This is a genomic window from Algihabitans sp. (genome assembly GCF_965226985.1).
In the GTDB taxonomy this organism is placed as follows: domain Bacteria; phylum Pseudomonadota; class Alphaproteobacteria; order Kiloniellales; family DSM-21159; genus Algihabitans.
Map to the genome: position 1 here is coordinate 891,646 of NZ_OZ245712.1, position 20,999 is coordinate 912,644.

The 20,999-nt window shown below is 64.0% G+C and carries 20 protein-coding genes; 12 read left to right on the top strand and 8 right to left on the bottom strand.

Features of this window, described 5'->3' with window-relative positions:
* Positions 1-3: 3 nt before the first annotated feature.
* From fliR to recA, 5 genes are all read left to right on the top strand, one after another.
* A complete protein-coding gene (fliR, locus tag ACO054_RS03930) occupies positions 4-780 on the top strand; it encodes a flagellar biosynthetic protein FliR (RefSeq protein ID WP_421709142.1) in 777 nt (258 codons plus the stop codon).
* A 23-nt stretch (positions 781-803) separates the two neighbouring features.
* Entirely contained in the window at positions 804-1,880 is a 1,077-nt protein-coding gene (gene flhB, locus ACO054_RS03935; RefSeq protein ID WP_421709143.1) for a flagellar biosynthesis protein FlhB, read from the top strand.
* Between the two features lie 160 nt (positions 1,881-2,040).
* The gene (locus tag ACO054_RS03940; protein ID WP_421709144.1) at positions 2,041-4,419 is read left to right on the top strand and encodes a PAS domain-containing hybrid sensor histidine kinase/response regulator; all 2,379 of its coding nucleotides are present in this window, start codon (positions 2,041-2,043) and stop codon (positions 4,417-4,419) included.
* A 206-nt stretch (positions 4,420-4,625) separates the two neighbouring features.
* Complete coding sequence (locus ACO054_RS03945) at positions 4,626-5,306, top strand: TylF/MycF/NovP-related O-methyltransferase (protein WP_421709145.1); 681 nt, start codon at positions 4,626-4,628, stop codon at positions 5,304-5,306.
* A gap of 263 nt (positions 5,307-5,569) precedes the next feature.
* On the top strand, positions 5,570-6,649 hold the full coding sequence (gene recA / locus ACO054_RS03950) for a recombinase RecA (RefSeq protein WP_421709146.1): 1,080 nt from the start codon (positions 5,570-5,572) through the stop codon (positions 6,647-6,649).
* Positions 6,650-6,797: 148 nt separating this feature from the next.
* On the opposite strand, the gene ACO054_RS03955 is transcribed toward recA, so the two are convergent.
* A complete protein-coding gene (locus ACO054_RS03955; protein ID WP_421709147.1) occupies positions 6,798-7,331 on the bottom strand; it encodes an invasion associated locus B family protein in 534 nt (177 codons plus the stop codon).
* Positions 7,332-7,597: 266 nt separating this feature from the next.
* On the opposite strand from ACO054_RS03955, the gene alaS reads away from it, so the two are divergent.
* A complete protein-coding gene (gene alaS / locus ACO054_RS03960) occupies positions 7,598-10,270 on the top strand; it encodes an alanine--tRNA ligase (RefSeq protein WP_421709148.1) in 2,673 nt (890 codons plus the stop codon).
* An 81-nt stretch (positions 10,271-10,351) separates the two neighbouring features.
* On the opposite strand, the gene ACO054_RS03965 is transcribed toward alaS, so the two are convergent.
* Together ACO054_RS03965 and ACO054_RS03970 are read right to left on the bottom strand one after the other, a co-directional pair.
* On the bottom strand, positions 10,352-10,948 hold the full coding sequence (locus ACO054_RS03965; RefSeq protein ID WP_421709149.1) for a peptidylprolyl isomerase: 597 nt from the start codon (positions 10,946-10,948) through the stop codon (positions 10,352-10,354).
* An 8-nt stretch (positions 10,949-10,956) separates the two neighbouring features.
* A complete protein-coding gene (locus ACO054_RS03970) occupies positions 10,957-12,171 on the bottom strand; it encodes an NADP-dependent isocitrate dehydrogenase (protein ID WP_421709150.1) in 1,215 nt (404 codons plus the stop codon).
* Between the two features lie 288 nt (positions 12,172-12,459).
* Here ACO054_RS03970 and hspQ point away from each other — a divergent pair, with 288 nt between their 5' ends.
* Complete coding sequence (gene hspQ / locus ACO054_RS03975) at positions 12,460-12,789, top strand: heat shock protein HspQ (RefSeq protein WP_421709151.1); 330 nt, start codon at positions 12,460-12,462, stop codon at positions 12,787-12,789.
* A 74-nt stretch (positions 12,790-12,863) separates the two neighbouring features.
* Here the strand turns inward: hspQ and ACO054_RS03980 are convergent, their stop codons facing one another.
* Genes ACO054_RS03980 through ACO054_RS03990 form a run of 3 tightly spaced genes read right to left on the bottom strand, consistent with a single transcriptional unit; the run spans position 12,864 to position 14,615 of the window.
* Positions 12,864-13,346 carry a CAP domain-containing protein gene (locus ACO054_RS03980; RefSeq protein WP_421709152.1) on the bottom strand — a complete coding sequence of 161 codons (483 nt, stop codon included), beginning with the start codon at positions 13,344-13,346 and terminating at the stop codon, positions 12,864-12,866.
* Positions 13,343-13,981 (bottom strand): class I SAM-dependent methyltransferase, encoded by a 639-nt coding sequence (locus tag ACO054_RS03985; RefSeq protein WP_421709153.1) that lies wholly within the window; start codon positions 13,979-13,981, stop codon positions 13,343-13,345. The genes ACO054_RS03980 and ACO054_RS03985 overlap by 4 nt, the downstream gene beginning before the upstream one ends.
* 25 nt (positions 13,982-14,006) lie before the next feature.
* Positions 14,007-14,615 carry a CDP-alcohol phosphatidyltransferase family protein gene (locus ACO054_RS03990; protein ID WP_421709154.1) on the bottom strand — a complete coding sequence of 203 codons (609 nt, stop codon included), beginning with the start codon at positions 14,613-14,615 and terminating at the stop codon, positions 14,007-14,009.
* A gap of 140 nt (positions 14,616-14,755) precedes the next feature.
* On the opposite strand from ACO054_RS03990, the gene ACO054_RS03995 reads away from it, so the two are divergent.
* Complete coding sequence (locus ACO054_RS03995; protein WP_421709155.1) at positions 14,756-15,247, top strand: MarR family winged helix-turn-helix transcriptional regulator; 492 nt, start codon at positions 14,756-14,758, stop codon at positions 15,245-15,247.
* A gap of 269 nt (positions 15,248-15,516) precedes the next feature.
* Complete coding sequence (locus tag ACO054_RS04000) at positions 15,517-15,822, top strand: non-heme iron oxygenase ferredoxin subunit (protein ID WP_421709156.1); 306 nt, start codon at positions 15,517-15,519, stop codon at positions 15,820-15,822.
* Positions 15,823-15,914: 92 nt separating this feature from the next.
* Here ACO054_RS04000 and ACO054_RS04005 read toward each other — a convergent pair whose 3' ends face one another.
* Entirely contained in the window at positions 15,915-16,940 is a 1,026-nt protein-coding gene (locus tag ACO054_RS04005) for a TAXI family TRAP transporter solute-binding subunit (RefSeq protein WP_421709157.1), read from the bottom strand.
* Positions 16,941-17,128: 188 nt separating this feature from the next.
* Here ACO054_RS04005 and ACO054_RS04010 point away from each other — a divergent pair, with 188 nt between their 5' ends.
* Positions 17,129-18,352: an NAD(P)/FAD-dependent oxidoreductase gene (locus ACO054_RS04010; RefSeq protein ID WP_421709158.1), complete on the top strand. Its 1,224-nt coding sequence runs from the start codon at positions 17,129-17,131 to the stop codon at positions 18,350-18,352.
* Positions 18,353-18,356: 4 nt separating this feature from the next.
* Entirely contained in the window at positions 18,357-19,112 is a 756-nt protein-coding gene (locus tag ACO054_RS04015) for a sulfite exporter TauE/SafE family protein (RefSeq protein ID WP_421709159.1), read from the top strand.
* Here ACO054_RS04015 and ACO054_RS04020 read toward each other — a convergent pair.
* Entirely contained in the window at positions 19,084-19,683 is a 600-nt protein-coding gene (locus tag ACO054_RS04020; protein ID WP_421709160.1) for a rhomboid family intramembrane serine protease, read from the bottom strand. The two genes, ACO054_RS04015 and ACO054_RS04020, sit on opposite strands and share 29 nt — an antisense overlap.
* Positions 19,684-19,957: 274 nt before the next feature.
* Between ACO054_RS04020 and ACO054_RS04025 the strand changes: the two genes are divergently transcribed.
* Positions 19,958-20,965 carry a ChaN family lipoprotein gene (locus tag ACO054_RS04025; protein WP_421709161.1) on the top strand — a complete coding sequence of 336 codons (1,008 nt, stop codon included), beginning with the start codon at positions 19,958-19,960 and terminating at the stop codon, positions 20,963-20,965.
* Positions 20,966-20,999: the final 34 nt, after the last annotated feature.

Consider the following 20,999-nt stretch of genomic DNA (forward strand, 5'->3'; position numbering starts at 1 on the left):
GCCATGCTCGAAACGCCGCTGTTCGAGGCCTTGCTGCCGGCTCATGTCTTCGGACTGCTGTTGGTTTTCGTGCGGATCGGCGCGGCCATGATGGTGCTGCCCGGGATCGGGGAGCCTTTCATCACGCCCCGCAGCCGCTTGATGCTGGCCCTGATGGTCTCGCTCGTGGCTTTCCCGATCACCTCGCCGGGTCTGCCGGCCCTGCCGCAATCGGTCGCCCTGATGTTCCTGCTGATCCTCGGCGAGCTGGTGGTCGGGCTGTTTCTCGGCACCGTCGCGCGTCTGCTGATGAGCGCACTGGTGACGGGCGGCATGATCATCGCTTTCTCCACCTCGATGGCCAATGCCTTGGTCATGGACCCCTCGTCGGCGCAGCAAGGCTCGATCACCGGGTCGTTCCTGAACCTGATCGCCCTGCTTTTGATCTTCGCCCTCGATCTGCATCACCTGCTCCTGATGGCGGTCATCGACTCCTACATGCTCTTTCCGCCCGGCCAACCGCTGCCAATCGGCGATTTCTCCGACGTGATCTCAAGGGTCGTGGCGCAGGCTTTCCTGCTGGGCTGCCAAATCGCGGCTCCCTTCATCGTGGTCGCCGGAGTCCTCAACCTGGGTCTCGGTCTGCTGGCGCGCCTGATGCCGCAGATGCAGATCTTCTTCGTCGCCATGCCCCTGCAGATCGCGATGGGGCTGGCGGTCATGGCGCTCGCCTTGCCGGTCATGATGAGTGTGTTCATCACCGGTTTCGAGTCGACCGTGGTCGAGCTTCTCCTGTCATGACGCGCGGGAGGATCGGCTAGACCATGTCCGACCAGGGCGAAGACGACTCCCAAAAAACCGAAGACCCGACCCCGAAACGGCTACGCGAATCCCGCGAGAAGGGCGAGGTTGCGAAGTCCCAGGAACTGACCCATTGGTTCATGATCCTGGCCTTCGCCTTCATTGCCGGCGTCTTCGGTCCCTGGTTGGCGACCTCGATCTCGCAGTCGCTTGTCTTCGTTATCGAGCGTCCGCATCTGATCGATCTTTCGGACGACGGCAGCCGGCAGGTCCTGATCGATATCCTGCTGAGTCTCGGGCTCGCCCTGCTTCCCGTCGTGCTGTTGGTCGTCGCCGCCGCGCTCGGCGGTACCGTGTTGCAGACCGGTCTGCTCTTCTCGGCCGAGTCGTTGAAGCCGAAGCTCTCGAAGATCTCGGTTCTCGAGGGATTCAAGCGGCAGTTCTCCAGCAAGTCGCTAATGGAGTTCGTCAAGGGCGTTCTCAAGATCTCGCTGGTTGCGGGTGTCGTCATTCTGGCGATCTGGCCGAAGCGGGAGCAGCTGAACGAACTGGCGCAGATGGAAATGACGGCCCTGCTGGAGGTTCTGCAGGAAACGGCGCTGATCGTGTTGATCGCCGTCCTAGCCATGATGACCGTGATCGCCGCGCTCGACTTCGCCTTCCAACGCTTTCAGCACATCAAGAAGCTGCGGATGACCCGCCAGGAAGTGAAGGACGAGTTCAAGCAGACCGAGGGCGACCCCATGGTGAAGGCGCGCCTGCGCCAGATCCGACAGGAACGTGCCCGGGGCAGGATGATGGCAGAGGTGCCGAAGGCCGACGTCGTGATCACCAACCCCACGCACTTCGCCATTGCCCTAAAGTACGAAATGGATGCGATGGCGGCCCCCAGGGTGGTCGCCAAAGGCGTGGATCATCTGGCGCTGCGCATTCGCGAGGTCGCGAAGGACCACGACATTCCCTTGGTCGAGAACAAACCTCTGGCGCGCGCCCTCTATGACTCTGTCGACCTGGACCAGGAAGTGCCGCCGGAGCACTACAAGGCGGTGGCGCAAATCATCGGTTACGTCATGCGGCTGAAGGGTAAACGGCGAAACTAGCGGCCGCGAATTGGATGCCCGTAGGACGGACTTCCGACGGGTCCCCGCGACCCCGCGCTCGGCTTTGTTTCGAAGGTATCGAGACGGTCTATGATAGCTTTGTCGAGGGCTGCGTTGCGACTCTTTTGCAACGGCGGTCCGAAGAGTATGGGACGGTTGAATGGGCACGCTGCTGATCTGGCAGATCGTATCTGGCTTGGCTGTGTCGGCAGGTCTTGCCGCCGCGTTCTACGTCTGGCGCTGTCGGCAAGCACAAATGCGGTTGCATGCTCTGCTCGATACCTTGCCGGAGCCTCACCAGCTGCTCGACGCGCAGGGGCATATCCTGCACGCCAACGCCTCTTGCGCCGCTTTCTGCGACGGTCGTATGCGCCCGCTCGATGCAGTTCTGGCCGATCGGCTGGCCGTCGCGCGTCGAACTTCGGCCGATGATGAGGAGAGCAGCGCGGAGGCGCTCGCGCGTCTGGCCACGAACGCGCGCAACGGTGCCGGCGGCACGGCCGAATTGAGGCTGCGGGGAACGGCGTTGGACCCCGGCGAGGTCTGGGTCGAGGTCAGTGTCTGGCCGGCCGGCATGCCGCGCGGCGCTCTGCTCTGGCAGGTTTCCGACATCACAACACGCCGGCAGATGGAGAGCACGATTCAGGCCGAGCAGCGGCGTCTGGTCGACCTGTTCGAGCGCGCGCCGATCGGCTTCTATTCGGTTGATGGGCAAGGCCGCTTTCGCTTCGTGAACCATACCCTCGCCGAGTGGCTCGGTCGTTCCCCCGAAGAACTGGTCGCCGGCGCGGCTTTGCACGAGGTTTTGGCCGAAGCGCCGCAGCCGGGCACGCCGGACTATGCTCCGGTCGCCGAGCTTGACGATCAGATCGAAGTCAAGCTGCGCGGTGCCGATGGGGAGGTTTTCGAGGCCTTGATCGTGCAGGCGGTGGCGGCCGACGAGGAAGAAGGCGGCGCATTGCGCACGCGGTCGGTGGTACGCCATCTGACGCGCGAGCGCGCGGCGGCCGAGGCGCTCGCGGACTCCGAGCGCCGTTTCAAGCGCTTTTTCGATGAGGCTCCCATCGCCATCGTCGAGTTGGATCGCGGCGGGCGCTTGCGGGAATGCAATCCGGCCTTCGAGACTTTGCTTGGACTCAAGGGGCAAGACGTCATCGGCCAGCCCCTGGGCCGTTGGGTGGCGGAGGAGGAACGCGCGCTTCTGCGCGAGACGCTGCGCGCCAGTGCCGAGGGCGTCGGTCAGTCCGCCGACCTAAGCTTGCGCGGCGCCCGGGAGTTGCTCTGTACGCTGTCCGTCAGCGTGATCGACGACGGCGCGGGCAAGCCCAGCGGGTTCGTCTGTCATCTGCTCGATACCACCGAGCAGAAGGCGCTGGAGGTTCAGTTCGCGCAGTCCCAGAAGATGCAGGCGGTCGGGCAGCTCGCCGGCGGCATTGCTCACGACTTCAACAATCTGCTGACCGCGATGATTGGCTTTTCGGACCTGCTCCTGCTACGCCACAGGCCGGGCGACCAATCCTTCGCCGACATCATGCAGATCAAGCAGAACGCCAACCGGGCAGCCAACCTCGTCCGGCAGTTGCTCGCCTTCTCACGGCAGCAGACCCTGCAGCCGCGCATGCTCAACGTTACCGACATTCTGGCCGAACTCAGTCATCTGCTTCGTCGGCTGATCGGCGAAACCATCGAACTGGACATGGTTCACGGTCGCGATCTCGGCCAGGTGCGGGCTGATCAGGGCCAGTTGGAGCAGGTCATCATCAATCTCGCCGTCAACGCCCGGGATGCGATGTCGGGGGGAGGCCGCCTGATCATTCGCACCTACAACGCGGCCTTCGAGACACCGCAGAGACGCAAGGGCGAGGAGGTTGCGGCCGGCGAGTACGTCGTGATCGAGGTCAGCGACAGTGGCTGCGGTATCTCCCAGCAGCACTTGGACCGGATCTTCGACCCCTTCTTCTCGACCAAGGAGGTCGGCGAAGGCACCGGTCTCGGACTCTCAACGGTTTACGGCATCGTCAAGCAGACCGGCGGCTTTATCGTCGTCGATTCCGAACTTGACGCCGGCACGACCTTCACGATCTACCTGCCACGGCATCTGCGCCGGGGCGAGGCGATGGTCGAGCCCGAGGTCCGGGATGCGCGGGATCTCACGGGGATCGGCAGCGTGCTGCTGGTCGAAGACGAGGACGCGGTGCGCTCCTTCTCGGCGCGCGCGCTGCGCAACAAAGGGTACGAAGTCCACGAGGCCCGCTCCGGGGAGGCGGCTTTGGACATGCTGCGCAACGATCATAGCCTCTCGGAGCTCGATCTGCTTGTCACGGATGTCGTGATGCCGCGTCTCGACGGTCCCAGCCTGGTGCGCGAAGTGCGGCAGGATCGTCCGAAACTCAAGGTGATCTTCATTTCCGGCTATGCCGAGGACAGCTTCCGTCAGCGGGTCGGTGAGGAGGAGGGAATTCACTTTCTGCCCAAACCCTTCACCCTCAAGCAACTGGCCGGCAAGGTGAAGGAGGTCATGGGCGAGGGAAGCGCCTGACGTTGCGGCCCGGCTCCGAACCCTCTTTCTTGGCTCAACCCGCTTTTTCGCTTCTTTCCAGCCCCAAGTTTGTTTCTCACTTCTTGTCCGCCCCTCACGTCGCCGGCGGGCACCATCGTTGCAGGCTTGATAAACGCGGGACGGTACCGATGGGGATGCTTGCGGCAGGCTATCGGCGAGCGAAGCGCCGCTTGGAAAACGAGTGGATGAGCCATCGGCTCGACCCGATCGCGAAGCAGGTTCAGCAACGGCGACTCACCTATCTGGCGACCTCGAAGCTCTACAGCCTCACGCGCCATATCGATCGCGTGAATCGGGATGGCATCGCCGGCGACTTCTACGAGTTTGGGATCGCGCTTGGCGGCTCCTCGATCATCATGGCGAGCAAGATGCGGGCGCGCTGCTACCACGGTTTCGATGTCTTCGGGACGATACCCCCGCCCTCCGAGCAGGACGAGCGCGACAGCCACGATCGCTACGCGGTGATCGAGGCGGGGCGATCCGAAGGGATCGAAGGCGACGACTACTATGGCTACGTGGAGGATCTTTACGGCAAGGTCGTCCAGAACTTTGCCGACTGCGGGCTGACCGTCGACGGCGAAAGGATCGTCCTCCACAAAGGCCTCTTCGAAGAAACCTTGTCGCTGACGCCGCAGGATCGGATCGCGTTGGCGCACGTCGATTGCGACTGGTACGAGCCGGTCAAGTTCTGTCTGGAGGGGATCGCTGATCATGTGGCGCCGCAGGGCGCCATCCTCGTCGACGACTTCAACGACTACCAGGGATGCCGCAAGGCGACCTGCGAGTTCCTGGAACAGAACTCCCGTTTCGTGCTGGAAAGCGAACGGCCGCATGCGATCCTGATGCGCCGCGCTCTACCCGGCTGATAACTGCGCGACTTACGTCATCGACCGGAGAACGAAGGCCAGTTCTTCAGAGGCTATCCTGGGCAAGAGTTGCAGTTTGACGGCTGCGGAGTCGCCACCTGCAACGGCCGGCCACCTCTCTGCAACCCTCCGTATCGATCCCGTCTTGGGCGAAGTTTGTTCTCTTTTCGATCATGTTCTTGATTGCAAAATAGGAACAAGACGGGTACATTCGCGCTTCAATTGCGGCGCCTACCTCGGCGTGGGATAAGGGAGCGAATGCGATGAGCCAGTCGGCTTTGCGATTGATCGACGGGGATAAAGTGGACAAAACGAAAGCACTGGATCAGGCCCTCAGCCAGATCGAGCGAGCCTTTGGCAAGGGCTCCGTCATGAAGCTCGGTCAGCGTGAGGTGGTCGAGATTGCGACCATTTCGACGGGTTCCCTGGGCTTGGACATCGCGCTCGGGATCGGCGGCGTCCCCCGTGGGCGCATCGTCGAAATCTACGGACCTGAGTCCTCGGGCAAGACCACGCTGGCGCTGCACATCGCCGCCGAAGCTCAGAAGGCCGGTGGAACGGCGGCTTTCGTCGATGCCGAGCACGCCTTGGATCCGAGTTACGCGACGAAACTTGGCGTCGATATCGACGAGCTGCTGATCAGCCAGCCCGATGCCGGCGAACAGGCTTTGGAGATTGCCGATACGCTGGTGCGCTCGGGCGCGGTCGACGTGCTGGTGATCGACTCCGTTGCGGCGCTCGTGCCGCGTGCCGAACTGGAAGGCGAGATGGGCGATCAGATGCCCGGACTGCAGGCGCGGCTGATGAGCCAGGCCTTGCGCAAGCTGACCTCCTCGATCTCGAAGTCCCATACCCTCGTGATCTTCATCAACCAGATCCGCATGAAGATCGGCGTCATGTTCGGTAGCCCCGAGACGACCTCCGGCGGCAACGCCCTGAAGTTCTACTCCTCGGTTCGCCTCGACATTCGGCGGATCGGTGCGATCAAGGACCGGGATACCGTCGTCGGCAATCAGACACGGGTGAAGGTGGTCAAGAACAAGCTGGCTCCGCCGTTCCGCGTCGTCGAGTTCGATATCATGTACGGGCAGGGGATTTCCAAGACGGGCGAGCTGCTCGACCTGGGCGTTCAGGCCGGCGTCGTGGAGAAGTCCGGGGCTTGGTTTTCCGCCGACGGTCAGCGGATCGGCCAGGGCCGGGAGAACGCCAAGACCTTCCTCAAGGAAAATCCGGAGATCGCGGACAAGATCGAGCATGCGGTCCGCGCCAATGCCGGTCTGGTGGCCGATGCCATGCTGGAGGGGCCTGGAGAGGCAGCTCCTGACGCTTCCACCGAAAGCTAACGTCGGTCTCAACGGAAAAGTCTGCGGCCCTTTGGACTTTGTCCGAGTCCGGAGGGCCGCAGTGCTTTGGTGAACATCTTGCGCCGATCGTTTGGCCCGATCGTTTGCCGATGCGGTCTGCTTTCGAAAGTCAGTAACGAGCTAAGCGTTAGCTTGTCAGGCCGTTGAACGCGGCCGTGAAGCCAAGTAGGGAAATGCGGGCCCGGATCGGTTGCTGGCGAGGATCGTAGAAGGTGACGTTGACCTGCGTGCCCGCGCGGAGCTGACCCAAACGGGTTTCGTCCAAAATCAGCTCGACGCGGCACTGATCGGGCGCCGGAAGGCAGCGTGCGTAGGGCACGACCAGCTGCTCGCCACCGTCGATCTGTATGCTGACGCCGTCCGCGATCCATACCCCGAGCGGAAGGTTGAGCAGCAGCCCGGGATTGCCGTCGGGTAGCAGGATGACGGCGGCCTGCATGACCACCTGGCCTTCCTCGTTGCCGACGTTCTGCAGCATGCGGCAGCTTCTGCTGCCGTCGTCCAACTGGATACAGGCCAGCGTCCAGTCCTGGAACGTCTCGGTTTCCGGCTGCGGCTGGTCCTGTGCCTGGGCCGAGCCCATGGCGAACCAAGCAAAAAGAAGCGGCGCCAGGGCGAAGAGTCTGCCGAAGCGCCGGCGGGAATCGCGATACGAGTGCATAGGCGTCACTCTAAACTCCTTGGATGACGACTTAAAGAGCGGGGCTTGAAGCATGAGGATGTCTTCGGAACCGTTAAGAAGCTGAGGCACTGTCGGTTGCGCGCCGCGCGCCCCGCCGGACAGGCACGCGGGGCTGGCTTCGGTGGACAGTCCTCCTCGCGGAAGCTACAACCCGAGGCCGTCCGGCGTCCGTTGTCGTCCGACCCGCCACGAGTTTGGAAGTCTTCCAGCTTGTTGGCCAAGCCCTTTGAACCCAAGTAGATGCCATGACCAGCACCAACGACATTCGCAAGGCTTTTCTCGACTACTTCGCCGGCCACGGCCACGAGGCCGTGACCTCTTCGCCGCTGGTGCCGCGCAACGATCCGACCTTGATGTTCACCAATGCCGGCATGGTTCAGTTCAAGAACGTTTTCACCGGACAGGAAACGCGGCCCTACAGCCGCGCCGTCACCTCTCAGAAATGTGTACGCGCCGGCGGTAAGCACAACGACCTGGACAACGTCGGCTACACGGCGCGTCATCATACTTTTTTCGAGATGTTGGGCAATTTTTCGTTCGGCGATTACTTCAAGGACGTCGCGATTGAACTTGCCTGGAATCTGGTCACCAAGGAGTTCGGCCTACCTGAAGAGCGGCTGTTGGTGACGGTTTTCTCCGAAGATCAGGAGGCTTTCGATCTCTGGCGCAAGATCGCGAGACTCCCGGACTCCCGGATCATTCGTATCTCGACGAGCGACAACTTCTGGTCCATGGGCGAGACCGGTCCCTGCGGTCCCTGCTCGGAGATCTTTTTCGACCACGGCGAGGGGATTCCGGGCGGTCCACCGGGCAGCCCGGACGAAGACGGCGACCGTTTCATCGAAATCTGGAACCTCGTCTTCATGCAGTACGAACAGATCGCCGGGCAGGAGCGGGTGAACTTGCCCCGCCCTTCGATCGATACGGGCATGGGGCTGGAGCGGATCGCGGCGGTTCTGCAGGGCAAACACGACAACTACGACATCGACCTGATGCGGCGGCTGATCTCGGCCTCGGCCGAAGCTACCGGCGTCCATGCCGATGGGCCGCAGGCGGTCTCTCACCGAGTCATCGCCGATCATCTGCGGGCCAGCGCCTTCCTGATCGCCGACGGCGTGCTGCCCTCGAACGAGGGGCGCGGCTATGTCCTGCGCCGGATCATGCGGCGCGGCATGCGACACGCGCATCTGCTCGGCGCCCGAGAGCCCCTGCTGCATCGGCTGGTGCCCGACCTGGTCGCGGAGATGGGAGCGGCCTTCCCGGAGTTGGGGCGCGCCCAGGCGCTGATCGGTGAGACCCTCAAGCTTGAGGAGAACCGCTTCAAGGACACCCTAGGTCGCGGCCTGAAGCTGTTGGAAGAAGAAACGGAGAAGCTGGAGGAGAGCGCTCCCCTGTCCGGCGAGATCGCCTTCAAGCTCTACGATACCTACGGGTTTCCCCTCGACCTGACGCAGGACATCCTTCGCGGCCAGGATCGGGCGGTCGACATCGCCGGCTACGATGCCGCGATGGCGCAGCAGCGGGCACAGGCGAAGCGGTCCTGGGCGGGCTCGGGCGAGGCGGCGACCGAAGGCCTCTGGCTCGATCTGCGCGACCGACTGAGTGCGACCGAGTTCCTAGGCTACGATACCGAGGTCGCGGAGGGCGTGGTTTCGGCCCTGATCGTGGAGGGCAAGGAGGTCGAGCAGGCGGAGGCCGGGACCGCCGTTCAGATCCTGCTCAATCAAACGCCTTTCTATGGCGAGAGCGGCGGCCAGATGGGCGATAGCGGTGCGCTCTTCGCCGGGGCGGAGGCCGGCGGCGGCGGGATCGAGGTCGCTGTCTCCGACACCCAGAAGCAGGCCGGCGATCTGCATGTCCATCATGGCACGGTGACGCGCGGGACCCTCAGACTTGGCCAGGCCCTGGAACTGCGGGTCGACGGCACCCGCCGTGCGCAGTTGCGGGCCCATCACTCCGCCACCCATTTGCTGCACGAAGCTTTGCGGCGCCGGCTCGGCGAACACGTCACGCAGAAGGGCTCCCTGGTGGCTCCTGACCGTCTGCGCTTCGACATCAGCCAACCCAAACCGCTGTCGCCCGACGACATCCAGGCCGTCGAACAGCTCGTCAACGCGCGGGTGCGTGCCAATGCGGAGGTTTTGACCCGCTATATGACGCCGGACGAGGCCATCGAGGCCGGTGCGCTCGCGCTGTTCGGGGAAAAGTACGGCGATGAGGTGCGGGTCGTCTCGATGGGCGGCGCCGAAGCGACGGACTCGAGCGAACGGCAGTTCTCCACCGAGCTCTGTGGCGGCACCCACGTGCGGCGCACCGGCGATATCGGGTTCTTCAAGATTGTCGGCGAGTCGGCTCTGTCGTCCGGCGTGCGGCGTCTCGAAGCCCTGGCCGGAGAGGCGGCTCTGGCTTGGGCGGAACGCCAGGAGGCCCTGTTGGAGGAGGCTTCGGCAGCGCTGCGGGTTGCCCCAGGAAAACTGCCTGAACGCATCGCCGGCCTGCTCGAGGAACGCCGCAAGCTGGAACGCGAACTGGCCGAAACTCGCCGGAAGCTGGCGACCGGCGAAGGTGCCGCCGCCGCCCTGGAGGTGCGCGAGGTCGGTGGCGTCAAGATGGTCGCTCGGGTCCTGGAGGATGTGCCGCCGAAGGACCTGAAGCCCATGGCCGACGATCTGAAGAAGCAGGTCGGCTCCGGCGTCGTTGCGGTGATTGCCGTCAACGAGGGCAAGGCTTCTCTGGTGGTCGGCGTAACCAGCGATCTAACCTCGACCCTCAGTGCCGTCGATCTGGTGCGCGCCGGCTCGGCGGCCATCGGCGGCAAGGGCGGCGGCGGCCGGCCGGACATGGCCCAGGCTGGCGGTCCCGAGGGGACCAAGGCAGCCGACGCCGTACAGGCGATCGAGGCGGCGTTGGCCGGCTGACCTCCTACCTCTCACGGTAGCGGTGAAAAAAGGGGGGCAGAGGCCCCCCTTTTGTCGGTCGGTGTTTCCTGGCTTGCCGTTCTATTGAACGTCCGCCAGCACCCGCAGCGACACGATGGTGTCGGGATCCCGTACCAGGCCGTTGGCGGCGCGGTCGCCCTTCTTGATGGCATGGACGTTCTCCATCCCTTCGACCACCTGGCCGAAGACGGTGTACTGGCTGTCCAGCCAGTCGGAGCGTTCGAACACGATGAACCACTGGCTGTTGGCGCTGTTGGGGTCCTGCGTGCGGGCCATGCCCAAGGTGCCTTCTTCGAAGGGAACCGCCGAGAATTCGGCCTGAAGATCGGGCAGATCCGAGCCGCCGGCACCGGTGCCGCCGGGATCGCCGGTTTGCGCCATGAAGCCCTCGATCACCCGGTGCCACTTGAGCCCGTCGTAGAAGCCCTGGCGCGCCAGGGTCTTGATCCGCTCGACATGCTGGGGCGCAACGTCCGGCAGCAGTTCGATGATGACGGGTCCGTTTGCGAGTTCCAGCTGGAGCGCGTTTTCGGGGTCGAGCGCCTTGGCGTCGTTGGGGGCCATGAGTCCTCCGAGGGTCAGTGTAAAGAGCGCGATGGCGATGCCGCGGGCACTGCGCGCGGCAAGCCTTCGGGTCAAGGGAGCGAACAGCGTCATCGTTCCGGTTATCCCATTGCCGTCTGCAGGTTTTCGTCGAGTTTATCTAGGAATTGGTTGGTGGTTAGCCAGGTCTGGTCCGGGCTGATCAGCAAGGCCAAGTCCTTCGTCATGAAGCCGGCCTCGACCGTATCGACGCAGACCTGTTCCAGCTTCTCCGCAAAGTTCACCACCTCAGGAGTCTCGTCGAAGGTGCCGCGATACTTCAGGCCACGTGTCCAGGCGAAGATCGAGGCGATGGGGTTTGTCGAGGTTTCCTTGCCCTGCTGATGCAGGCGGTAATGGCGCGTGACCGTGCCGTGCGCCGCCTCGGCCTCCACCGTCTTGCCGTCGGGCGTCATGAGCACGGAGGTCATCAGCCCGAGCGAACCGAAGCCCTGAGCCACGGTGTCCGACTGTACGTCGCCGTCATAGTTCTTGCAGGCCCAGACGAAGCCGCCGTTCCACTTCATCGCCGAGGCGACCATGTCGTCGATCAGGCGATGTTCGTAGGTGACGCCGGCGCTGCGGAAACTGTCGGCGAACTCCTGGTCGAAGACCTCTTGGAACAGGTCCTTGAAGCGGCCGTCGTAGGCCTTGAGGATCGTATTCTTGGTCGAGAGATAGACCGGGTAGCGCCGCAGCAGGCCGTAGTTGAAGCAGGCGCGGGCGAAGCCCCGGACTGAGTCGTCATGGTTGTACATGCCCATGGCCACGCCCCCGGACGGGAAGTCGTGAACGTCGTAGACGACGGCTTCGCCGCCGCCCTCGGGCTGGAAGGTCATGGTCAGCTTGCCGGGGCCGGGCACCTTGAAATCGGTGGCGCGGTACTGATCGCCGAAGGCATGGCGGCCGATCACGATCGGCTGGGTCCAGCCGGGAACCAAGCGCGGCACGTTGGAGCAGATGATCGGTTCGCGGAATACCGTACCGCCCAGAATGTTGCGGATGGTCCCGTTGGGCGAGCGCCACATCTTTTTGAGGCCGAATTCCGTCACGCGGTCTTCGTCGGGCGTGATGGTCGCACACTTCACGCCGACGCGGTGCGTCTTGATGGCCTCGGCGGCATCGACGGTGATCTGGTCTTCCGTGCGGTCGCGTTCCTGGACCGAAAGGTCGTAGTAGTGCAGATCGACGTCCAGGTAGGGCAGGATCAGCTTGTCCTTGATGAACGCCCAGATGATGCGCGTCATCTCGTCACCGTCGAGCTCGATGATCGGGTTACTGACCTTGATTTTGTCCATAGTCGCTTGGGCCTCGTGTCGGGCTTTGAAGGGCTGCTTCGCGCAGATCGGCTTGGGTTTCGGTGGAGTTCCCTCGTCTGCCGGCGTCTGCCGGGCTTGTGCTGCTGCCCGCAGGCCGACGAGGGACTGGCGCGTCCGCCGATAGGAGCGGGCGCACAATAGCAGCCCCGCCCGATGTAACAAGGGTCGGCGGCGTCGCGGACGGCGCCGAGTGCTACTTGGCGGCTCGACCGTTGAAATGCGAAGCATTTCTTCGACATATAGGGAGCTTGAGGAGGGGTTGGTGACATGACGGCGGCACGGGCGAAATTCATGATCGGCGAAGTGGTGCGTCACCGCTTCTACCCCTTCCGTGGGGTCATCTTCGACGTCGATCCGGAATTCAACAACACCGAGGAGTGGTGGCTGTCGATCCCCGAGGATGTCCGCCCCCGCAAGGACCAGCCCTTCTATCACCTCTTCGCCGAGAACGAGGAGACGACCTACGTCGCCTACGTCTCGGAACAGAACCTTGTCCCGGACGACAGCGGGCGGCCCGTGTCGCACCCGGACGTGGGGCGCTACTTCGAAGGCATGAAGAACGGCACCTACCAGCTCAAACCTCACGCGGCTCACTGACGCGTTGTCGGTCCGATCGAAGGCCGGCGAGCCCTGCCGACAGGGCAAACGCCGGGTCTCTCCGCGAAGTACCGTCAGTCCAGTGGCGCCGCCAGCACCAGAGTCCACAACAGCCCATTCTGCGTCCCGCCGGCGTTGCCGGAAAAGGCGATGCCCGCCTCGGTGACGCGGGGGGTCAGCAGATTGGCGTCGTGGCCCGGGCTTTCTTGCCAGGCTTGCAGCACTTCCCTGGGTGTTCTCTGTCCGCTCGCCAGATTTTCCGCCGCGAAACGGAAGGCATAGCCCTGCGTCTCCAGCCGGTCCCGCAGAGACCTGCCATCCGGTGCGACGTGCGCGAAGTAGCTTCGGGCCGCCATGTCGGCGTTGTGGGTGGCCGCGACGGCTTCGAGGCTTGGCGATCGTTTGACCACGGGTAAGCCCCGTGCCTCGCGGTAGGCGTTGATCTGGACCAACAGGTCGGTTGCGGGATCGGTCGGGACGGGCTCCGGCGCCGTACAGGAGAGCAGTACCAACAAGAGCGGGAGCACGAGCAGACGTCCGAGTCTCGATCGCTTCATTGCGGCGCGTCCTCGGGTTTGCGGAGAACCAGGTGGTAGAGATGCCAGTGCTTCGCCTTGCCGCGTGCCGTTGGCGAGTCCTCCTCGGTTTCCTCGCAGAGCATCGCCTCGAAGCCGGCGCAGAGCCTCTGCAGCTCCGTTCGGTCGAAGGCGGTCACGCCGTCGCGCAAAGCCCAGCTATCGCGCTGACCCAGCAACTGGCCGGCGAAACAGCCACCAGGTTTCAGAGCGTCCCGGATCCGGCCCCAGAGACGGTCGAAGGCCCGAGGCTCGCAGAAGGGGAGGGAAAAGCTGGCATTTACGAGATCGCAGCGCGGCAGGGTGAGTTCGGGCGCCTCGAAACGCCCGAGGCGTACTTCGAGCCGAGCCGGGTCGGAGACCTCGGCGTTTGCGGTCAGGCGCTGTAAGGCCTCAGGCTCTCCGTCGATGGCGAGTACGCGCCAGCCTCGCCTCAACAGCTCGAAGGTGTCGCGCCCGGCGCCGCAGCCAAGATCGACGGCGAAGCCTCGACGCCCGCTGTCTTCCAGCGCGGCGAGTGCGGTCAGCAGCGTGTGGCGCGGTGACCCGCCCTCCGTCGCTCGGTAGAAGCTGGTCCAGTCGTGCGCTTTGGGGTTTTCGTGTCGCTCGGCTGACATGGGGGGCTTTCCTGCTCTTCCGTCACTATGCGCGAAAGCTGCGCCAGCCTGCCAGGACCCGGCCGGCGGTCGTCAGCCAGCAGGCAGTTCCGAAACCCCAGGCGATCCAGGCGAACCAGTCGGGAAAGAGACAGATGACGACCAGCAGCACCACGGTTTCGGTGCCCTCCGTCAAACCACCAAGATAGTAGAGCGACTTCCGGCCGCGTAGGTCCGTGGTGATGCCGCGTTTGGCCGCGACGATGGCGTAGGCGAGAAACGAACTGCCGGTGCCGATGAAACTGAAGATCAGGAACGCGGCTGCAAGCGCCTGTTCCGGTTTGCCGAGCGCGAAGCCGAAGATCACCGCACTGTAGAAGATGAAGTCGCAGACGATATCCAGGAAACCGCCGAGATCGCTGGCCTTGCCCCGCGCTCGGGCCAAGGGACCGTCGAGGCCGTCCGCGATGCGGTTCAACAGGATGCAGCCCAGTGCCGGAAGGTAGGCTTCGATGGCGAGCAGCGGGACGGCGACCAGCCCGACGCCAAATCCGGAAAGCGTCAGGGCATTCGCCTCGACCCCGCGCCGTGCCAGGCGCCGTGCGGCCGCATTCAGCGGAGCGTCGATGAAGCGGCGAGCAAAAGCGTCAAGCATGACTGTCTTGAGATCCGCAGAAGGCCCTCATGGCACCTCGGCCACTCAGGCGTAGAAGTGTTAATAACCCTTGATTGAATCGCGCAATGATGGTTTTGATGCAATTGCTTCTGTACTTACAATAGAGTAAACCCGTTAAAATGGTGTCCATTACCCCGAACTCCACCCTTCCCGACTCCGACGACGGTTCGGACCTTCGAACGGGCCGCGAAGGTGTAGGGTCCAAACTGCGCGATGCTCATCGTGCCTACAACCGTCTTCTGCAGGCCAGATTGGCCGAGGAGGGGGTCACTCTCGGTACGTGGTACTTCCTTTGCGCGCTCTGGCAAGAGGACGGCATTTCTCAACGCCAGCTCAGCAGGCGCGTGGGCACGATGGAACCGACGACGGTCAGCGCTCTCGCCCAGATGGAGCGTCGCGGACTCGTGCAGCGCCAACGGGACCCCATGGATCAGCGCCGCCGGGTGGTCCGACTGACCCGCCGAGGTAAATCCCTGCAAGAACGCCTGCAGCCGCTGCAGATGCGATTGGAGGCGCCGACCCAGCTCGGGCTGAACGACGCCGAAGCAGCTCAGCTTTTGCAACTTCTGGATCGGGTCGCTGAAAATCTGGAGCAGTCGGCAGCCGGCTGAAGCGATCGGCTGTCCGCCCGGCGCGCCGATATGATTCACACCGAGCGTTGACTGGCCGTTGCGTCGGGCGAGCCGCCGCTTATCTAGAGCAGAGTCGCCTTAGGTGGGATCGCTCTGGCGATCCCACCTAAGGCGTGAATGCTACTCTCATTGAAAGGTTTAGAGCGCGATCTTCACAGGTGGAAGCCAAATGCTTCCACCTGTGAAGATCGCGCTCTAGTCTCTGAACCGAATTCCGATCCGTGTATACGACAGCTGTTGGGGGATCTATGGCCTGGCATAGTGTTGCGAAAACGTCGGAGGTAACCGATGGGGAGGTGATCGGGGTCGAGGTCGAAGGCACGCCCATCGCGATCTACAATCTCGACGGCGAGTACTTTGCAACGCACAACGTCTGCACCCATGCCTTCGCTCTGCTCTCTGACGGTTACGTCGACGACGGGAAAGTCGAGTGCCCGCTGCACCAGGGCATTTTCGACATTCGCTCTGGCAAGGCCGAAGAAGGACCGGTCGATGAGGATCTGAAGACCTTTACCGTAAAGGTCGAGGGCGACGAGCTGTTCGTACAGCTCTGACCGCTGTCGTCGATCGTCTCTAGTCATAAGGATTAGAGGGAGACTCACGTCTCAGGCGGAAGCCAAACGCTTCCACCTGACACGATCGCGCTCTAGTTGGTGGTGCTCTGCGACTCTTGGATGAAGCCCTCGTTTCTCAGGTAGGTCTCGGCTCCGGGATGTAGAGGCGGTGCCCCTGTGGCATCGGCGATGGAGGCGAGCTGCTGGACCGTCAACCCCGACAGGCGCGGATGCACTGCACGCAGCTGGTCGAGGTTTTCGAAGATGGACCGGGTCAAGGCTTCGATCTGCTCGGTCCCGCTGTCTGCGCTGGCCGCCAGGACCAGGTCGCTGGCAACGGTGGCAGTGGGCCTCGCGACGAAGCTGTAGGCGTTCGCGGGAATGGTGTCGGGGATCACCGCGAAGCGCGCCACCAAGGCCTCTCGCAGCGGTTCGTCCAGTGGGATCGCCACCAGCTCTTGTGAGTCGGCGGCTTCGGCGACTGCCGCATGGCCAAGCTGGATAGGGGCCACCAATACATCGATGTCTCCAAGCCGTAGACGGATCAACTGGCTGCGGAGGCTGGCGAAGACCAGCCGAGCCTGCCGCTCGGTCTCGGGCACCATGATGTCGAGTTCTTCGAGAACGCCCAGCCCGATTTCCGCCGAGAGACCGTCGCGAGGCATCATGCCGTAGGTGAGGCCGGATGCCTCGCTCAGGTCGGTGGCCGTTTCGATGTCGAGCGCATCGACCGTGGAGCGGCGCATGAGGATATGCAGTGGCGCTGCCATATCCAGGCTGGCGATGGCAGTGAGGCCTGGAAGCGACGTTTCGAAGGGGGGCGCCCCCGCGCGGGCGGCTGCCAACTCGGCCCGCTGGACCAGCGCCAGATCGATCCCGCCCTGGCTCAGCAGCTTGGCGTTGGTCACACCGTCCTGCGAGGCAATGTAGGCCAGTGTGATGTCTGCCGTGCCGCTTCCGGCTGCTTGCGCGAGCCCCAACCCAATCCGACTCCAAAGGCCGCCCTCGCGGCCTCCGGCCAGGGTCAGAACGTCCGCCGCCGCGGGAGTGCTGGCAAGAAGTGGGCCTGCGGCCAGGACCGCCGCTGCGAGAAGGTGAGCGAAACGCGATCGGCGCATGGGATACCGCTCCTGAAGCCGAGAATGAGTGAGCATAGCGTGGCGGTTGTGGAGGCGCCAGCACGGTGCTTGCGTTCCTTTCGACCTTCTGTCCAGATCGCGCCAGAGAGCCAGAGAGCCAGACGCCGAAGAACCCCAGGACCGCAACTGGCCGTGAGACCGTAACTGAAGGAGTGCCCCTGTTCGTCATGTCGCAACCTCGGACCGCTGTTATCGTCGGGGCCGGCCAAGCTGGCGGCCGGACTGCCGCGCAGTTGCGCAAGCAAGGCTGGCAGGACCGTATTCTTCTCCTCGGCGAGGAAACCGATCCGCCTTACGAGCGACCGCCGCTGTCTAAGGATGTCTTGACGAAGGGCGCTGATCCCTTGATCGGACGTCTCTACGAGCCGGGCTGGTACGAGGCCAATGGCGTGGAGTTGCGGCTTGCCTGCCAGGTGACGGCGCTCGACCTTGCGGAGCGACGGCTCGCCTTGGCCGACGGTGGTCGCGAAAACTGGGATGTTCTGGTGCTGGCTACGGGGTGCCGGGCGCGTCGTCTCGACTGTCCGGGCGCGGAGTTGCCGGGCATCATGACCCTTCGCACCGCAGCCGACGCCCGGATCGTGACCACCCGACTGCAGGCCGGAACCGAAGTCGTCCTGGTCGGCGGCGGCTTTATCGGTCTCGAACTGGCCGCCAGTGCTGTGGCGCGCGGCTGTAAGGTCACGCTGCTGGAGGCGCGGCCGCGGCTTCTCGAGCGGGCCTTGCCAGAGCAGATCGCGGATTTTCTCGCCGCGCGTCACCAGCGCGAGGGTGTGACGATCCATCGGGGCGTCGGTGTAACAAGCTTTGAGGGACAAGGCCGCTTGCAGGGCCTGCGTCTTTCGGACGGCCGGCGGCTGGCGGCCGACCTCGCTATCGTCGGTGTCGGCGCTCAGCCCAACGTTGAACTGGCGCAGGCGGCCGGCTTGGCCTGTGACGACGGTATTCGCGTCGATAGTCACTGCCATGCCGGCGGAGCTGTCTATGCGGTGGGGGACTGCAGCCGCTTCGACGATGCCTGGCTAGGCCGCTCCCTACGGCTGGAGTCCTGGGAGAATGCCGAGCGTGCGCCCGAGGCGGCGGTCAAGGCCATCATGAGCCGGCCTGAGTCTTACGGCGGCCTGCCGTGGTTCTGGAGCGATCAGTACGATATCAACCTGCAGCTCCTCGGTTTGAAACAACCTGTAGAACAGGAGCTGCTGCGCGGCGATCCGGAGAGCGGAAGTTTCCTGCACTTCGGACTGGTCGGCGGGAGCGTCGTGACGGCAGCGCTGGTCAATGCCGGGCGGGACAGGCGGCCCCTCAAGCGTATCATTGAGGGGCGCCTGGCCGTCGACCCGCGGGCGCTGGCTGACCCAGACACGCCCCTGAAGCAATTGGTCCAGGGTTAGGCGCGTGGCGGGCTTGCCGCTGGATGCGGTTTTCCTGAGCGTTTCGATGACGGTCCTGATCCTGGCCGGCACCGTCAAGGGCGTGATCGGGATCGGTCTGCCGCTGATCACGATTCCGGCACTCTCCTTTTTCGTCGGCGTGCCGCAGGCCATCGCGATCATGTCGCTGCCGATTCTGATCACGAACGGGTACCAGGCATTTGCCAGCCGGGAACTGCCCGACGTCGCGCGGCGCTTCTGGCCGCTGCTGCTGACCCTGATCGCCGGTGTCGTGCTGGGTACCAGTCTTTTGGTCACCTTGGACGAGCAGATCCTCTACGCCGTGCTCGGCTCCGCCGTGATCGCCTTCGGTCTCCTGAACCTGCTCAATCCCAGCTTCCACCTTCCGGCCCGAAGCGAACTCTGGCTCTCGCCGCCGATTGGTTTTGGCGCCGGCGTGCTCGGCGGCCTGTCCAACTTCTTCGGGCCTCCGATCGTGGTTTTTCTGGTGGCACTCAGGCTGCCGCGTGAGGCCTTCGTTGCCGCCGTCGGGCTGGCCTTCTTCGTGGGCGCGCTGCCGCTCTACGGTCTTCTGATCGTCTATGGAGTCTACGGCTGGGCCGAGGCGCTGGCCTCCCTGGCGGCGGTGCCGCCGGTGCTGTTGGGCGTCAAGCTCGGCGAGCGCTTGCGCCGGCGCGTTCCGCAGGATCTCTTCCGGCTCCTGGTGCTCGGCCTCTTGATCGTGATCGGTCTCAGTCTGCTGCGCCGTGCCTGGTTCTGAGCGCGGAGCGCGCGAGTGGCGGATAGAGCGCTAGCCCGGCTAGAAATCCGCCGGCATGGGCCTGCCAGGCGATATCGCCCGCCGTCACGAAGCCGCCCGCCGCGTAGGCGAAGGCGACGTTGATGAGAGCGATGGCGAGGGTGAAGACGATCAGCTTCTTGCGGCGTTCCGCCCGGCTGTCCGTCGGTTGCAGAACGAAGAGATAGGCCATGCAGGCGACCAGGGCGTAGACGAAGCCGGACGCCCCGATCGTCAAGGTGGTCTGACCCCAAGCGCTCGCGACCTGGACCAGTCCGGCAAAGACGGTGGAGACGACGAAAAGAACGAGAAAGCGTTTGGTCCCGAGAGCCTCGTGCAGCTTGCTGCCCAGTATGGCGATCCAGAGGGCGTTGAAAATCAGATGCATCCAGTCGCCGTGCAGGAAGGCGTAGCTCAACAACGAATAGGCACGCTGCGGCAGGAAGTCTCCGCCGGAAAACATCCAGAGCGCGAAGGTGACCTCCAGCCAGTGGCGTTGCTCGAAGGGTAGTAACGCCTGGGCGAGATGGCCCACAAGCATCGCGCCGAGCAAAAGCTTGATGCTTCCGGGGAGCTGAAGGGCTGGCCCTCCCACGCCGCGCGGGCCACCGCCCCAGGTAAAGCCGGAGTCCGGAGTCAGGATCGTCTCTCCATCGTTCTCAACGCGACGGGCCGCGTCGCGAATGCCCCTCAATGTGGGGGGAGAAAGCGGCCCCGTCGAGGGTGCCTCTTTTTCGACCCGCCTGCGCTATGACAAGCGCCGCAGTCTTGCAGGCTGTGAGTTGCGCCACAGTTAACTTGCAACTGCTAGGGTAGCTTACCGGACGATGTCGAAATCCAGCCTCAATCCTCGTGCCTCGTTCCTGGCGCCCTTACGCGCCGCCTTGCTGGGTCTCGTGCTCCTCTGCGCCAGCGTTGCCGCCGCTGCGACGCCTCTTCCCGATTGGCAGAGCCCGCTGCTCCGCGATCATCCTCTGACCGGCAGGATCTGGGATCCTGCGGCCGAAGCCTTCCTCTCTGCCGAGCAGGTCTCCCGCCGTTTGGCGGAAACCGATGTGCTCCTGCTCGGCGAACGCCACGACAATGCCGATCATCACCAACTTCAGGCCTGGATGGTGTCTGCCATGGTTGCCGTCGGCCATCGCCCGGCAGTGGCCTTCGAGATGATCCCGCGCGACCTTGGCGGTCGGCTAACGGACTACCTGAGGCAGGGCGGCACGGCCGCCGGACTGGGCGCGGCCTTGGACTGGCAGGACAGCGGCTGGCCAGACTGGTCGATCTATCAGCCGATTGCGGAGGTTGCCCTAGAAAACGGTTTGGATATCGTGGCCGCCGATCTGCCCCTCGCCAAGCGCCGGCAAATCTCCGAGACGGGGGCCGGCGGACTGCCGGACGGCTTGCGCAAACTTTGGGCGCTCCAGAGACCCTGGCCGGAAGAGATCACGCGATCTCTGCTGGAAGAGTTGTCGCGCGCTCATTGCGATGTCGCGCCGCCCGAGGCTTTTGCCCGGCAGGCCGAGGTTCAGCGAGCCCGCGATGCCGCCATGGCTGATAGTCTTCTGCAGGCCTTCGAGCGCGGGGACACGGCGGTGCTGATCGCCGGCGCAGGTCACACGCGTCCGGACCGCGGTGTCCCCTGGTTCCTCGCCGCACGTTTGCCGGACCTGGAAACCCTCTCTGTTGCCTTTCGCGAGGTCGAGACGGGCCGGACCCAACCCGCACTCTATGGAGATCAGGGCGGACACGATCTCATCTGGTTCACGCCGCGTCACGATGACGTGGATCCCTGCGAGGCCTTCGCCGAGCAGCTGGAACGTCTGCGAGAGGCGCCCTAGATGCTTCCTCTATCAGGCCGAAAGTGGTGCCGGA